A 15,617-nucleotide genomic window follows, 5' to 3' on the forward strand; every position below is an offset into this window, starting at 1 on the left:
CGCTTTACGCCCAATAATTCCGGACAACGCTTGCCACCTACGTATTACCGCGGCTGCTGGCACGTAGTTAGCCGTGGCTTTCTGGTTAGGTACCGTCAAGGTACCGGCAGTTACTCCGATACTTGTTCTTCCCTAACAACAGAGCTTTACGACCCGAAGGCCTTCATCGCTCACGCGGCGTTGCTCCATCAGACTTTCGTCCATTGTGGAAGATTCCCTACTGCTGCCTCCCGTAGGAGTCTGGGCCGTGTCTCAGTCCCAGTGTGGCCGATCACCCTCTCAGGTCGGCTACGCATCGTCGCCTTGGTGAGCCGTTACCTCACCAACTAGCTAATGCGCCGCGGGCCCATCTGTAAGTGTCAGCCGAAACCGACTTTCAGCTTTTCCTCATGGGAGGAAAAGAATTATCCGGTATTAGCTCCGGTTTCCCGAAGTTATCCCAGTCTTACAGGCAGGTTGCCCACGTGTTACTCACCCGTCCGCCGCTAACCATCGGGAGCAAGCTCCCATTGATTCGCTCGACTTGCATGTATTAGGCACGCCGCCAGCGTTCGTCCTGAGCCAGGATCAAACTCTCCAAAAAAGTTGAGTTGATTAGCTCGTAAAATAAAACGTTGGCTTAGTTTCTATAAGAAAAAACTAATAATTTATTGTTTGTTGACGTTTTTGTTTGTTTAGTTTTCAAAGAACAATTTCGCCGCTTCTTTCAGAAGCAACTTTATTACTATACCATTTCACTTTTAGAATGTCAAACACTATTTTAAAATAATATTTTTCTAATCAGCGAGGTTTTTATTTTATCAAACACTACCATTTCTGTCAACTAATGAAAGAATTATTTTTCAACATTGTGTCATTTCCCTCATCAGGATTACTATATTACTATCATGCTTCATGAAAGTCAACTATTAATTTTATAAAAAGAATAAAGTGAAAGATTACTGTAAAACATAAACTGTACATTTCTTACCGAGGAGTTCCTTATATGAAGAAAAAGCAATCTCCCTTTCACAAAGATAAGAATGAGCAGCCATCAGCTATTGACGATTCCTCCTTTGAAAACCGCATAGAGTTCATTAAGAATTCTTTCGGTACTACAGAGGATTTATTGAAGATCCCTATTATTTATAAAAATGAACAAGGTGTTATATTTTATTTAGCAACTATTTCTGATTCAGAAAAGATTCAAGAAAGCATCTTATTCCCATTAGTTCATCCTACTGAAGTGGACTTTGGAGACATTCCATTTACAGCAGAAACACATCATAAGATTTCACTTGGTGACACAGTTTCTGCCCTGTTACAAGGAAATTCAATTGTAATTATACACGGAATTGATGATATTTTTTCATTTAATACTATTAAAGACCTGACAAGGAGCCCTAAAGAACCTGATAGTGAAAAAGCTGTAAGAGGATCACATGTTGGATTTGTTGAAAGTCTATCAACCAATATCGGTTTTATTAGGCAAGGTATTGAGAGCAGGCACCTGACAATTAATTTCCATCATATCGGCAAATACTCCAACACCAAAATAGCCATTATCTATGTAGAGGGCATTGCAAATACAAAGTTGGTAAAAAGACTCGAAGATCGAATAAAAACCTTATCCATTGATATGGTTTTTAGCCCCGGGTACTTAGAAGAGATTGTTGAGGATCGGCCGTTATCACCATTTCCTCAAATCCTTTATACAGAAAGACCTGACCGGACAATTGCCCAATTAATGGAGGGAAGAATCGTCCTCATGTCGGAGGGAAGCTGTGATGTGATTATTTTGCCTGTCTCATTTTTTTCCTTCTTTCAAACGACAGATGATTATAACAGCCGGATCATCACGGGTTCTTTTTTTCGTTGTTTACGAGTAATGAGTTTTATTATCTCCCTTCTTTTACCTGGTTTGTATATCGCGATTATTGGCTACCATTTTGAAATTATACCAAGTGAAATCTTAGTGCTCGTCAAAAATTCAGTAGAAAACATTCCTTTTCCTCCTTTAATTGAAGCAATCATCATGGCGTTTACGATTGAATTAATTCGCGAAGCAGGGATACGCCTTCCTACACCAATCGGGCAAACCATTGGGATTGTTGGCGGTTTAATTATCGGAGATGCCATTGTTTCTGCTGGATTAGTATCGAATATTATGGTCATTGTCATTGCCCTTACTGCCATTTCATCCTTTACCATTGCATCTTACGAAATGAGCAACACGGTACGGATTCTTACTTTTCCTATTATGCTTGCCGCTGCTAGCTTTGGTTTCGTCGGGATCATTTTCTCCTTAATGTTTATCGTTGGCCACCTTTGTAAACTGGAGTCTTTGGGGACACCTTATTTCACCCCTGTTGCACCATTTAGTTTGCAGGGGATGAAGGATGCGATTATACGTTTTCCGGTTTGGATGTTATCGGAGCGTCCAAGGGACCTGCTTGTAAAAAATCAAAAACGACTACATCGTCCAAGAAGATGGGAAAAAGAATGAAAAACGAAAATCAAATGACCAAACTCCAGATGATTACCTTTTTATTACAAACCCAAATAGGAGTGGCCTTTCTCTCACTCCCTTTTGATATTCACAAATATGCCAAAGGGGATAGCTGGATCTCGCTCCTCTTGACAGGCCTTTTTATGGAGATTCTCGTTATTTTCTATCTTATTTTATGTCATCGATTTCCTAATCAGCATTTATTTCAAATCCTGGAGTCGATTTTCGGAAAAGCAGCCGGTAAATGCTTTACCCTTTTATATATTGGTTATTTCTTATTAACCGGTTCCACTATTATCGTTTTATTTGTTTATATTTTGAAAAAGTGGATGTTACCGTACACTCCCTACTGGGTCATCGTTTTTTTAATGGTTATTATCGGGATCTATATTGCCATTGAAAATTTAAATGTGATCGCCAGGTTTTACTTCATTGCCACGTTTATTCTTTTTTTGTTTATTGTCATCCCTCCTATTGCTTTTAAAGATGGAAATTTTCATTTCATCATGCCTATTGGTTATTCAGGTATGACCAATATCATAAAGGGAGCGGCCCATGCTACACTGGCTTGGCAGGGAATGGAAACCTTTCTTTTAATTGCCCCGTTTGTCATGGCAACCGCAAAAGAAAAGGCAAAAGCTGTTACCCTGGCAAACGTATTGATCACCTTTTTCTATTCATTCTTAACGTTTATTTGCTTAATTTACTTTAGTAATGATGAAATTAGGTTGCTGCCACAGCCTGTCCTTTACCTGTTAAAATCTTTTTCCTTTAAAATTATTGAACGGCCGGACTTAATTATTATTTCTTTTTGGATTATTTTAGTCGGGACATCCTTTATTAGCTATCTTTACGGTGCATCGTTCGCTTCAGTCTATCTGTTTAAAAAACGAACAAGGAAACCGTTCGTGTATGCAGCTGCCTGTATTTGTTTTTTCTTTGCCCTCTTTTTTAATGGAGAAGATAAGATGGAACGATTAACAAAGTATACTACCTATACCGGTTTCATCTTCTTGATAGCCATACCTGTATTTCTGTTAGTGATTTCATTACTTTTTAAAAAACGGCAGAAGGGTGAAGTGAATGAGGAGAACTATTAGGAGGCTCCTGGTAATCTGTTGTATTCCCATTATATTAACCGGCTGCTGGGATCAGCGGCTCTTAAAGGAGCAAAAATTAATCTTGCTGGTAGGCTTCGATCTTAATCAGAAGGGTGAGGTAACTGCCAGCACCGCATACCCCATTGGTAAAGGGGGCATAGGGAAATCCAATTCACCTGCTACAACGAAAAGTACGATTCTTACGACAAAGGGGAAAACAGCTTTAGAGTCACTGCTGCATGCTGATTTCAGAATCTCGGAAAGGATTGATATTTCTAAAACCCGCGTGGTCTTATTTGGAGAACAGCTTGCGAAAAAGGGAATTTATCCGGAGCTCGATCATATTTACCGGAATCCAAAAGGGGCTCTTGGGGCAAAAGTAGCAATTATTCAAGGCGAAGCAATAGATGCAGTGCGCATTAATCAAGAGGAAGCCGATTTAAATGGGCAATATTATGATGAATTTTTAAAAAGCGGTGAAGCAACCGGCTTTTATACAAACTTTAATGTTCAATCGGTCTGCCCCTTATTGCTAAAACACACAAAGGACCCGCTGCTGCCGCTTATAGAGGTTCATAAAAACAGTCATCGGGCCCATTCAGTAGGAATGGCGCTATTTAATAATGAAAAAATGACGGGAAAACTAAATATTACAGAAGCCAAGATGTTTATGCTGCTTAGTGGTAAAAAAAATCAAAAGGTCTCACTTTGGGTGATGACCAGTGATCAACAAAAAGTTAACCAAGAGAACTTTGCCATCATTGAGATTCTTCATAACAGGCAAAAAACAAAATTAAAGGTGAACAATGATGCTGTTACGGCAAATATCTCGCTGAAATTGCAATATCGGATTTCAGAGTATCCGAAAAACCATTTAACCAATTCACTTCTATTACAGCAGCTGAACAAAGAAATTAAAAAAAGTTTAACAAAAACCGCCGAGAGAACTATCGCAAAATTGCAGAAAGCCAATTGTGACGGGCTTGGCATTGAGGAGGAGATTAAAGTACATCATACTAAATTGTGGGAGAAGAAATACAAAAATGTTGCTCTCAAGGAAATACCCATAAAAACGAAGCTTGAATTTGAACTGATTAATTCCGGAATTATTAATTAACTGTCCTAGAGGCAAAGGGAAAGCGAACAGTGCTTGGCACTGTTCGCTACATTTACTCTTTGGGAAAAAGGTGTCAGAACTCCCGTGAGTTTATCTTTTTCAAATCGGAAGACTGTCCCCCGCTGCTTTCTTTCTCTTTTTTCCGGCACGAAGCACTTTCAATGATAAATAAATTCCGGAAGCAGTTAAGAAAATCATCGCAATTGCAGTAAGGTCAATTAACCACTTAATATTGATGGTTCCGAGTCTCCCCTCGTGAAGCCCTCTAATAATGCTCATGAAGGAACCTTGTGAACGACTTTCCCGGCCAAATTCTCGTGGTCCGTCAAAACCAGGAAATTGCCCCGAGGAATTAGGACTTGTTTGTCCTTGAGCCTGACCGGTTGAATTTGCTTGATTGTTAGACTGTGATTGTCCAGTTGACTGACCCCTGGTTTCACCTGATAGCGCTCCTGGATTAACGTCGGTTCCTCGCTGTTGTCCTGGCCCCGTCATCATCCCCGGCTGGAAATTACCTCTTTGTTCAGTCTGTGATTGACCAATAAGCCAAGGCTCATTCATAATCAATCCAGTTATAGACTCCATTAGAATAAATATGGAACAAATGAGACCAATCCATAAGTGAGCTTTTCTTGTTTTCTTCATAAAACCACTCCTCTTTAATTAATATTTTTCATAAAGTACTCAAACCTACTGATAGCGCAGTGCCTGAATCGGATTTAATTTTGATGCTTTATTTGCTGGGAATACCCCGAACACAACTCCTACCAGCAGGGAAAATAAAAATGAAAATAGAATCACGGGTGCCGAGAAGGAAATACTCATATCCATGAGAGATGAAATAATTTTTCCTAAACCAAGTCCTAAAAGGATACCGACTAATCCGCCCAGTGCGCTTAAGACTATTGCCTCTATTAAAAATTGCAAAAGCACATCTCTCCTTTTCGCCCCAATTGCCTTTCTGATCCCAATTTCTTTTGTTCGTTCCGAAACAGAGACAAGCATGATATTCATAATCCCAATTCCACCGACGAGTAATGAGATACTTGCAATTCCTCCGAGCATCATTGTCATCGTATCATTGACAGAGCTCATCGTATCCATCACATCCTGCTGATTTGATACACCATAATCATCTGTTTTCCCCGGATACATCCCAGCAAGCGCTAATTTGACCTCATTCATCACAAAATCCATTTGCTCCTCACTTTTTCCTTGCAAATAAACCGTACTGATTGTGGTGCTCCCTACTAAACGCTGACCGGTGCTAAGTGGAACAATCACGACATTATCTCCGCTTTGTCCCAAAGAACTTCCTTTAGAAGCAAGCACACCGACGACTTTAAAAGAAGTACCTTCTATTTGAATTGATTGACCTACAGGGTTATCGGCTCCGAAGAAGGTTTCTGCTGTATCTGAGCCAAGGACAACTATTTTTTGCCGGTACTCTACATCCAAGTCAGTAATAAAACGCCCTTGACTAACCTCCGTATCACGAACATCGGCGTAGGCTGCATTCGTACCTGTTAATATAATCTGCGAAGATGTCCTTTCTTTTTTCACATAGACTCTGCCTGAAACAACAGGTGATACGGCTTTTACACCGGTCAATTGATTTAATTCGCCAATTTTATCTTCTGTTAAATCGATATCTGTACTGTAGGTATTAATCGTTAAAAGGTTCGTTCCTAATTGATTGATCTGGCTTGTCACAGCTTTTGTTGAGCCTTGAGCAATCGACACAAGCACTATAACAGAAGCGACACCAATTATGATGCCGAGCATGGTGAGGACTGCCCGGAGCTTATTGCCTTTAATACTTCGAAGTGCCATTTTAATAGATTGCATGATTCCCAAGCAGCACACCCCCGTTCTCTACCAATTGGCCATCTTGAATACTGACCATCCGTTTTGCCTTTTTCGCAATCTCAAGATCATGAGTAATCAGAATGATTGTATGACCTAACTCGTTTAATTCCTTCATTAGCCCGAGAATCTCTTTGCTTGTTTTGCTATCAAGAGCACCAGTCGGTTCATCGGCCAGCAGAATCGCAGGTTTTCCAACGAGTGCTCTTGCAATTGCCACCCTTTGCTGCTGACCGCCAGATAGCTGGGTTGGCAAATGTCCTGCCCGTTCTTTTAAACCAACCTTACATAGGACTTCTAAGGCCAGTCCGCGTCTTTCCCGAGCTGAAATACCAGCATATAACAACGGAAGTTCAACATTTTCCAGCGCTGAAAGTTTGGCCAATAAATTAAAGTTTTGAAATATAAAGCCAATCTTTTGATTGCGAATCTTTGCTAGACTGTTGTCACCCATTTTTCCAATATCTTTCCCATCTAGCAGATAAGAACCATTATCCGGACGATCCAGGCAGCCGATCATATTCATTAACGTCGACTTACCTGAACCGGATGGACCAATAATGGCGATGAATTCACCCGTTTGGATTTCAAGGGAAACATCATTTAGGGCATGGACTGTTTCTCCGCCAAGTTTATACGTCTTCATCATGTTGCTTATTTTAATAATTGGTGAGTTCATTAATTGCCACTCCTTCCGCCGGGTGCTCCTTGTCCACCGCCGCTTGGAGGCATTCCACCGAAACCGCCGCCATTCATACCTCCCAAACCTTGCATCATCCTGCTTTTTTGATTAGAGGTGGAATTACCTGAAGAAAGCTGTGGTAATTGAACCCTATCACCGACTGTAACTCCTTCTGTTATCTCCACATATTCGTCTGTGGCAATCCCTGTTTTCACAGTCTTTTGATCGGTTGTCACACCGTCCTCCTCTGTACCTGATGTTGCCGAAGTAACAATGACATATTTTTCACCATTGTTTGTATGGACAGCATCAATAGGTACATATAGGGCATCTTCTTTGCTCTCTGTTAGGATACTTGCCTCATTACTCATCCCTACTTTAAGGTTTGTTGGTTGATCAATATGGACCGTGACATCAAATGTCGTTGTTCCGTTTTGTGAGTTCCCTTCTGCTGCAATATTCGTTACTTTCCCTGTATAGGCTGCATCAGGATACGCACTAACAGTTAAGTCCACTACCTGCTCATTTTTCACTTTCGGTATATCTAATTCATTCACCTGGACAACGGTTTGCAAATCATCATAGTTTGTTAGATGGGCTACAACTGTTCCATTTGTCACCCGCTCTCCTTCATTTACTGAAACCGTTGTAATCGTTCCTGCAGCCGGTGCCGTGATCGGATCGCTATCGTCTGTGAAGGTCACCAATTCGTCCCCTTCATTTACTTTGTCCCCTGCGGCCACTAATACTTCGTCGATTTCTGGATTATCCGCTGCTGCTTTAATATCAACACTTGTAACGGGTTCTACTGTTCCCGAAGCACTGATTTTTACTTCTAACTTTCCTTTTTGGACCGCAGCCGTTCGAACCTGTACAGCTGCCCCGCTTGTGCTGTTTTTTGAGTGATACCATTGATATCCGACAAAACCGATTACTAATACACTTATTAAAATCCAAATCCATTTTTTCATGTTCGTTCCTCTGCTCCTTTATCTATGATCCAACACCAAAGCAATTTATTTCATGAACCCATTATCATGGGCAAGCCTTAACTTATCCTTAATAAATAAAAAAAGTGTCTAACTTCCAATACGGTATCCGGATTGGACGTTAGGCACTTTTGAAATGGTTTGTGTATAGATGGCTGCGGCCATCTAATGTTTATAAATATTTTCTAAGCTTTTCCTTTGTGATTTCCTCCGCAAAACTAGCATTCACACTTGTCAGATAAATTTTTCGATAATCCTCTTCTGTCAGGTGGAATTCATTAAATACAATCGTACATTCCTTCGCCATTGTTGTATCAGATACCGTTCTGTTATCCGTATTGACCGTCACCTTGATACCCTCTTGATGAAATGGATAGATGGGATGTTCACTATAAAGGTTCACTGCTTTGGTTTGGACATTACTTGTTGGACACATTTCCAAGACAACTTGTTTTTCCTTCACGATTTCATAGGCCTCAGGACAGTCCTTAATGAAGACGCCGTGGCCAATTCTTTCCGCGCCCAATAATGCAACAGCATCAAGCACATTTTTACCGACTCCCGTTTCTCCCGCATGAATCGTGACCCGGTAGCCATACTCTCTTGCTAATGTGATGGGTGCGACGAAATCACCGCAGAACCCTTCCTCTTCCGATGCACATAAATCAATGGCAACCACTCCTTTTCCAAGGAACTCCCTGCCTTTTTCAACGACTTCAAACGCACTTTCAGGCGACATCGTTCTCATACACGATAGAATGACATTGCCTAGAATATCGTATTCCGCTTCCGCCTCCCTCATTCCATCGATCACGCTCTGAATAATTTCGGTAACGGATAAGCCCTTAGCCGTGTGAAGTAATGGTGCAAACCGCACCTCCATATATTTCACATTTTCCATTGCCGCATCTTCAAAAAGCTCAAAGGTAATTCTCCTTAAGTTTTCCTTTGACTGCATAACTAAATTAGGGATAGCAAATCGCTTTAAATATTCATCAAGGGATTCGCAATCTATTGGAGCAATCAGCTCATTTTGTATTTCCTTTAAATCAAACGTCGGCAAACTGATGCCCTCTTTTTTTGCTATATCAATAATTGTCTCAGCCCGTAGACTTCCGTCTAAATGGCAGTGAAGTTCAATTTTAGGTAATGTTGAAAAGTTCATGTTGTTTCCTCCCCGTAAATTTTTTTATAAAAAAAAATTCCTGATTACGAAGAAAATACACGCACATGTACCTTCTTCGTAATCAGGAATTAATGGTTCCTGGTAGAGACCTCCAAACCATATCATTGGAGTTATACGAATACAATGATTCAATTATGATAAAGAATAATAAAATTTATATTTATTGTCAATGGTAATTTAATTGGCCTCCTATAGCACCATATTAGGATATATTATACAATTAATGAAGATATGTGAAAAAAGTGCGGTGAATCCATTGTTTAAACTACTGTTAATTGAAGATGATGTTACATTATTTCATGAAATTAGAGAACGGCTGATGGGCTGGTCTTATGATGTATATGGGATTACGGATTTCAATAAGGTCATGGAGGAATTTACGGAACACAAGCCGGATTTAGTGGTCATTGATATTCAATTACCAAAATTTGATGGCTTTCATTGGTGCCGGATGATCCGCTCCCATTCAAATGTTCCAATTCTATTTTTATCTTCCCGCGACCATCCCACCGATATGGTGATGTCGATGCAGCTTGGTGCCGATGACTTTATCCAAAAGCCGTTCCATTTTGATGTGCTGATTGCCAAAATCCAGGCGACGCTAAGGCGCGTCTATAATTATAATACCGAGCAGATCACTCTGAAAACATGGTGCGGTGCAACAGTAGATTACGAAAAAAATACCGTCAGCAATGACGATGGTACGGTGGAACTGACAAAAAATGAAACGTTCATCTTAAAAAAGCTGATTGAGCAAAAAAATAAGATTGTCAGCCGCGAGGACTTAATTAAAAGCCTTTGGGAGGATGAACGCTTTGTCAGTGATAATACCTTAACGGTTAATGTCAATCGACTGCGAAAAAGATTGGACGAGCTCGGCCTGGGACGATTTATTGAAACAAAGGTGGGCCAGGGCTACATCGCGATTGAAGAGGCAAATGGCTATGATTAAAAACTATCTTATCGAACGGCGCAGCTGGATCCTTCTCTTTTTGGTTATTCAAGCACTGATTCTATTTGTTTCTTTTCTGGATACGGCGATTCCCTTTTTGCCGCTGCTTTATATTGTCTTCCTTTCAATGCTTGTTGTTTCTCTCTTTTTGATATTTCGTTATCAGAAGGAAACAAGGTTTTATCAAAGCTTAGCGGAGTGGGAAAACAATCTTGATTTAACCAATATAGCAGCGCCTGAGAGCCCGTTTGAAAAAATGATTGAGCAATGCATTGTGAACCAAACCGAATGGCTTAAAAAAGAGGCTTCGCAAAACCTGCTGATGCTGGAACAGGAGAAGGATGACCTATTGGCCTGGATTCACGAAGTCAAGACACCATTGACAGCGATGCATTTAATGATCGACCGCCTAGACAATGAACGGATGAAAGCTCAATTAATACACGAATGGCTGCGAATTCATCTGCTTTTAGACCAGCAGCTTCATCAAAAACGCATCCCGTTTATGGAAAATGATTTATATATAGAAGAAACTGATTTAAAGACGTTACTTTTTAAAGAGATTAAGACGTTACAATCATGGTGCATGCAAAAAGGGATTGGCTTTGATGTTGAACTAGATGCCGCTGCCGCCTTGACGGATGCTAAGTGGCTTGCCTTTATCATCAGGCAGCTGTTGACAAATGCGGTGAAATACAGTGAAACGTCAGACATCATCATTACAAGCCATTATAAAGATGGGCAGACTGTTCTTGAAGTGACCGATTTTGGGCGAGGGATTGACCCTAAAGACTTGCCTCGCATCTTTGACAAGGGCTTTACCTCGACAACGTCTCATCATGATCATGCCGCAACAGGTATGGGGTTATATTTAACAAAAAGAATCGCCAAGCCGTTATTAATTGAAATGAATGTCCAATCACGACCCGGAGAAGGAACCACTTTTACACTAACCTTTCCCAAAAAAAATGATTTCGTCCATATTGCAGGCATGTGACAACAATGTCACATGCTTTTCTCATTTGTTCGCTTAATCGAAGGATTGGATTTATCTTGCTAATTATAATAAAAGTATCGATTTAGAGGGAGCGTGTCAGTATGAAGATATTAGAAGCGTATAAGATTCATAAGAGCTATGGCAATAAATTAAATAAACAGGAAGTGTTAAAAGGGATTGATGTAAGTGTTGAAAAAGGGGAATTCGTCAGTATTATGGGCGCCTCTGGTTCCGGAAAGACCACCTTACTCAATGTGCTATCTTCCATTGATAAGGTGAGCGGCGGCACGATTACGATCGAAGGAAAAGAAATGACAGCAATGAAGGAGCGCCAGCTTGCAGAATTCCGCAAGCATCATTTAGGATTTATTTTTCAAGATTATAATTTACTTGATACATTAACAGTGAAAGAAAATATCCTCTTGCCGTTATCCATCTCAAAAATTTCAAAGAGAGCAGCAGATGAAATGTTTCACGCAGTGGCAGCGGAACTTGGGATAACTGACATCAAGGATAAATATCCAAATGAGATTTCCGGCGGTCAAAAACAGCGAACTTCTGCGGCAAGGGCGTTTATTCACGAACCAAGCATTATTTTTGCTGACGAGCCCACAGGTGCCCTTGATTCAAAATCCGCATCAGATTTACTAAACAAATTAAGCGAATTGAATCAAAATCGCAAAGCAACGATTATCATGGTAACCCATGACCCGGTGGCAGCGAGCTTCAGTGGCAGGGTAATTTTTATCAAGGACGGACAGATTTACACCCAATTAAATAGAGGCGAGCAATCAAGGCAGACGTTCTTTAAAGACATCATGAAAACCCAAGGTGTATTAGGCGGTGTGCCAAATGAGCGTTAAGCAACTCATTTTTCGCAACTTAAAAAAGAATATAAAAAATTACTATCTTTATGTGTTTGCGCTGATCTTTAGTGTTGCCCTTTACTTCGCCTTTGTCACCCTGCAGTATGACCCGGCGATGAACGAAACAAAGGACTCCATGAAAGGGGCCGCAGCGATAAAGGCAGCTTCGGTTTTACTGGTCGCGATTGTTTCCATCTTTCTGCTTTATGCCAATAACATCTTTATTAAACGGCGCAGCAAGGAAATTGGCTTATTTCAATTAATCGGGATGACAAAAAACAAGATTTTCAACATCCTGACAGCTGAGAATTTTATCCTTTATTTCGGTTCGTTAGTCATCGGAATTTTTATCGGATTTTCGGTTTCTCGGCTAATTTTAATGATTCTATTTAAAGTAACCGGTGTAGATGCAATTGCTTCACTGCATTTTTCCTCGAAAGCACTGATTCAAACAGTTGTGGTGTTTTTAATCATCTACCTGTTTATCATGCTGATGAACTATGTATTTATTAAGAGACAAAGTATCCTCTCCTTATTTAGAGTGGTTTCATCGACAGAAGGAAAAGTGAAAAAGATGTCATGGTTCGAAATTATCATCGGCATTATTGGGTTAATTTCGATTATTTCCGGCTATTATATTTCATCTAAATTGTTTAGTGGCGATTTCGTCACAATGACAGAACTTTTTGGTGCGATGATTTTTATTCTCGGGTCAGTCATTATCGGAACCTATCTTTTTTATAAAGGCTCCGTCAGCTTTATCTTTAATGTCATTCGGAAAAAGAAGGAGGGGTATTTAAATATTAATCAAGTATTATCACTATCCTCGATTATGTTTCGAATGAAATCGAATGCTCTATTGTTAACGATCATTACGACAGTATCAGCGCTTGCGATTGGTTTATTATCGTTAAGTTATATATCGTATTATTCAGCAGAAAAAAGCGCTGAAAATAGTGTACCTGCCCATTTTTCACTGACAAATGTCGACGATGCAAAGAAATTTGAAGAAGTATTAGAGGCGAAGGGAATTGATTATAGTGAAAAAAGAACTGATGTCTTACAGGTAAATGCAAATGTAAAGCAAATAATGGAAACAAATTTAAAAGAATTAAACTTTGATCCGAATATTATGACCCTCCCAGTGGTTAGTGATAAAGCCGTCAAAGACGTTGATTTATCTGCGGATGAAACTCTGTTTACTGGGTATAATGATATGTTGCAAAAATTTATGTCCCTCAAAGATTCCGGACAAATCGAGCTCAAAGGACAAAAGGAAACCATTTCACAGAAATATACAGGTTTGGAACAGGAATTCATCATTCCCTACAACTTCACCAATGGTGGATTGCCCGTTGCCATTGTGGACGAAACAATTTTTCAGCGCTTAAAGAACGATCTCAACCCAGAGATTCAGAAAGAATCCACCCTATATATCGGGATCAATATTAAGAATGAAGCTAATATTAGCAAGGCTAATGATATTTTCCAAGAAATGACTTTCAGTGAGAATTCTACAAATTTCTCTCGTCTTGAAATGAGCAACAATCAGAAACAAAATATGGGGCTAGTGATGTTTATTGTAGGCTTTCTTGGGTTAACCTTCCTGATTACATCCGGATGTATTCTTTATTTTAAACAAATGGGTGAGGGTGAAGAGGAAAAACCGAATTATACGATCCTAAGGAAGCTTGGTTTTACTCAGGGAGATCTGCTTAAAGGTATTCAAGCAAAACAGCTGTTTAGTTTCGGCATTCCTTTAGTCGTCGGCCTCTTCCACAGCTATTTCGCCGTGCAGTCTGGCTGGTTTTTATTCGGTACCGAGGTGTGGACACCGATGATTATCGTCATGGTGATTTATACAGGATTGTACTCGATTTTTGGAATCCTTTCTGTTCTTTATTATAAAAAGGTGATTAAGGAAGCACTCTAATAGATAAAGTTGATTTTGGGATACCGGCCAATCGCCGGTGTCTTTTTTATTCAAAAATGGCACATATTTGTGCCTTACCGTACAGGGTCTCAGGGTCAATGTTAATAGGTTAATATTACTAAAGATTCAGAGTATTATTGTTGACTAGAAGGATTTTCCAAAATATAATACTCTTAAGTAATATATTTTTTCCATCAGGAGCTGGGACATTAATGGGTCAAAGGGGAAGAAAAAAGGGAGCATCAGGAGAACAAAGCAGGGCATTATTGCTTTCAATCGCTGCAAAGGAATTTGCTCATAAAGGATTCTACGAAACAAAAGTGAGCAGCATTGTGAAGCAAGCTAACTTAAGCCAGCCTTCCTTTTATTTATACTTTGATAGTAAAGAAGCACTATTTGGTGAATTGGTCGATTTGTTTCGTGAAGAGTTGTCTGATCTTACGACAAAAAGTCGCCTTGAACCAGGAATTGAATATTCCTCCCTTGCAAATCGAATCAGCAATGGACTAGCAGCCATTTTTCGTTTCTTTGTTGAGGAGCCAGACCTGGCTCGAATTGGATTCTTTATTGCGGATGAGGCAGATGACATCAAGCATACTTTAGCATCCCAAATAAAAGACAATCTGACTTTTGAACAGCAGCAAGGTTATTTTCGCCCCAATATTGACATGGCTATTGTTGCGGAAAGCTTAGTTGGAGCCATCGAACGTCTAACGATTTCAAAATTGCTGCAAGGTCAAAAATCACCAGAGATATTAGCAAATGAAATTGTCACACTTTTTCTAAACGGGATAATGATACATCATGGTTGCAGTACACAGTGATAAATTTTCGAGTTTCATAATAACCCTTTACTGCTAGCTCAATAGTATCGTTACATTAAAAGACAATCACAGTTTTTACATACATTTATTCATAAATTTTTTTCCTAGGGGATGATAGGAGTGGATTCCAAGCTTGGCGCACGGGTCGAAAGGCTTGACGAGGAATGGATTTATCTAATGTTGCTTGCAAAACAAATCGGATTAACGCCAGCCGAAGTCAAAGAGTTTCTGAAGCAGCAGCAAGGATAAGATGTCAAAGTAAAAGGGCATAGACAGGTACCTGACCTCAGTATGATAAAGCGTTCATCATCTGGTGGAAGGTTCCTGTTTCTCATTCCTCCAATTGTATAACTTAGAACACTTTTTTACGAATACTAACTGTTTATGGTACACTAAACCACGACTTATATCTGGACAAAAAAATATATTGGAGTGGTTACATGGTTAAAGCTAAAGGGAAAAGCGGAATTGGCCAGGGAACAGGTAAGAAGGGCTGGAATCGTTGGCAAGCCAGTGCCAACAAAGCAAAAAGTGCCAAGCCATATGTCAGCAAAGGGGTTAAAAAATCTGCTGACGAAAATAACAAGTAAAGAGCCTGTCCCCCAGTGCGTTAAGGG

The 15,617-nt window shown here is 39.9% G+C and carries 15 protein-coding genes, 1 rRNA gene and 1 riboswitch; of the genes, 10 read left to right on the forward strand and 6 right to left on the reverse strand.

The window, feature by feature from the left end; all coding sequences use genetic code 11:
* Positions 1-583: ribosomal RNA gene (locus tag ACO1D1_RS22980) — 16S ribosomal RNA — on the reverse strand; the annotation flags it as partial.
* A 402-nt stretch (positions 584-985) separates the two neighbouring features.
* Here ACO1D1_RS22980 and ACO1D1_RS22985 point away from each other — a divergent pair.
* The 3 genes from ACO1D1_RS22985 to ACO1D1_RS22995 are packed head-to-tail and all read left to right on the forward strand — an operon-like array spanning position 986 to position 4,705.
* Entirely contained in the window at positions 986-2,485 is a 1,500-nt protein-coding gene (locus tag ACO1D1_RS22985; RefSeq protein ID WP_423337276.1) for a spore germination protein, read from the forward strand.
* Entirely contained in the window at positions 2,482-3,588 is a 1,107-nt protein-coding gene (locus ACO1D1_RS22990; RefSeq protein WP_423337277.1) for a GerAB/ArcD/ProY family transporter, read from the forward strand. Before ACO1D1_RS22985 ends, ACO1D1_RS22990 begins: the two co-directional genes overlap by 4 nt.
* The gene (locus ACO1D1_RS22995; protein ID WP_423337278.1) at positions 3,572-4,705 is read left to right on the forward strand and encodes a Ger(x)C family spore germination protein; all 1,134 of its coding nucleotides are present in this window, start codon (positions 3,572-3,574) and stop codon (positions 4,703-4,705) included. Before ACO1D1_RS22990 ends, ACO1D1_RS22995 begins: the two co-directional genes overlap by 17 nt.
* 99 nt (positions 4,706-4,804) lie before the next feature.
* Here the strand turns inward: ACO1D1_RS22995 and ACO1D1_RS23000 are convergent, their stop codons facing one another.
* The 5 genes from ACO1D1_RS23000 to add form a co-directional block, all read right to left on the reverse strand.
* Positions 4,805-5,350, reverse strand: a complete 546-nt coding sequence (locus tag ACO1D1_RS23000; protein ID WP_423337279.1) for a PepSY-associated TM helix domain-containing protein — start codon at positions 5,348-5,350, stop codon at positions 4,805-4,807.
* A 45-nt stretch (positions 5,351-5,395) separates the two neighbouring features.
* Positions 5,396-6,553 carry an ABC transporter permease gene (locus ACO1D1_RS23005; RefSeq protein ID WP_423337304.1) on the reverse strand — a complete coding sequence of 386 codons (1,158 nt, stop codon included), beginning with the start codon at positions 6,551-6,553 and terminating at the stop codon, positions 5,396-5,398.
* The gene (locus ACO1D1_RS23010) at positions 6,540-7,250 is read right to left on the reverse strand and encodes an ABC transporter ATP-binding protein (RefSeq protein WP_423337280.1); all 711 of its coding nucleotides are present in this window, start codon (positions 7,248-7,250) and stop codon (positions 6,540-6,542) included. The genes ACO1D1_RS23005 and ACO1D1_RS23010 overlap by 14 nt, the downstream gene beginning before the upstream one ends.
* Positions 7,250-8,224 (reverse strand): efflux RND transporter periplasmic adaptor subunit, encoded by a 975-nt coding sequence (locus ACO1D1_RS23015; protein WP_423337281.1) that lies wholly within the window; start codon positions 8,222-8,224, stop codon positions 7,250-7,252. Before ACO1D1_RS23015 ends, ACO1D1_RS23010 begins: the two co-directional genes overlap by 1 nt.
* Before the next feature lie 190 nt (positions 8,225-8,414).
* Entirely contained in the window at positions 8,415-9,407 is a 993-nt protein-coding gene (add, locus tag ACO1D1_RS23020) for an adenosine deaminase (protein ID WP_423337282.1), read from the reverse strand.
* A 59-nt stretch (positions 9,408-9,466) separates the two neighbouring features.
* A riboswitch (purine riboswitch) is annotated at positions 9,467-9,566 on the reverse strand.
* A 118-nt stretch (positions 9,567-9,684) separates the two neighbouring features.
* Between add and ACO1D1_RS23025 the strand changes: the two genes are divergently transcribed.
* The 7 genes from ACO1D1_RS23025 to ACO1D1_RS23055 all read left to right on the forward strand — a co-directional run bounded on the left by ACO1D1_RS23025 (position 9,685) and on the right by ACO1D1_RS23055 (position 15,590).
* Positions 9,685-10,380: a response regulator transcription factor gene (locus ACO1D1_RS23025; protein WP_149868586.1), complete on the forward strand. Its 696-nt coding sequence runs from the start codon at positions 9,685-9,687 to the stop codon at positions 10,378-10,380.
* Positions 10,373-11,377 (forward strand): sensor histidine kinase, encoded by a 1,005-nt coding sequence (locus ACO1D1_RS23030; protein ID WP_423337283.1) that lies wholly within the window; start codon positions 10,373-10,375, stop codon positions 11,375-11,377. Before ACO1D1_RS23025 ends, ACO1D1_RS23030 begins: the two co-directional genes overlap by 8 nt.
* A 101-nt stretch (positions 11,378-11,478) precedes the next feature.
* Positions 11,479-12,240: an ABC transporter ATP-binding protein gene (locus tag ACO1D1_RS23035; RefSeq protein ID WP_423337284.1), complete on the forward strand. Its 762-nt coding sequence runs from the start codon at positions 11,479-11,481 to the stop codon at positions 12,238-12,240.
* Entirely contained in the window at positions 12,230-14,176 is a 1,947-nt protein-coding gene (locus ACO1D1_RS23040; protein ID WP_423337285.1) for an FtsX-like permease family protein, read from the forward strand. The genes ACO1D1_RS23035 and ACO1D1_RS23040 overlap by 11 nt, the downstream gene beginning before the upstream one ends.
* Before the next feature lie 212 nt (positions 14,177-14,388).
* Positions 14,389-15,000, forward strand: a complete 612-nt coding sequence (locus ACO1D1_RS23045; protein WP_423337286.1) for a TetR/AcrR family transcriptional regulator — start codon at positions 14,389-14,391, stop codon at positions 14,998-15,000.
* A gap of 120 nt (positions 15,001-15,120) precedes the next feature.
* The gene (locus ACO1D1_RS23050) at positions 15,121-15,249 is read left to right on the forward strand and encodes an anti-repressor SinI family protein (RefSeq protein ID WP_223820880.1); all 129 of its coding nucleotides are present in this window, start codon (positions 15,121-15,123) and stop codon (positions 15,247-15,249) included.
* A 191-nt stretch (positions 15,250-15,440) separates the two neighbouring features.
* A complete protein-coding gene (locus tag ACO1D1_RS23055) occupies positions 15,441-15,590 on the forward strand; it encodes a DUF3934 domain-containing protein (RefSeq protein ID WP_149868581.1) in 150 nt (49 codons plus the stop codon).
* Positions 15,591-15,617 lie beyond the last annotated feature (27 nt).

The organism is Neobacillus sp. 19, assembly GCF_049463095.1.
In the GTDB taxonomy this organism is placed as follows: domain Bacteria; phylum Bacillota; class Bacilli; order Bacillales; family Cytobacillaceae; genus Neobacillus.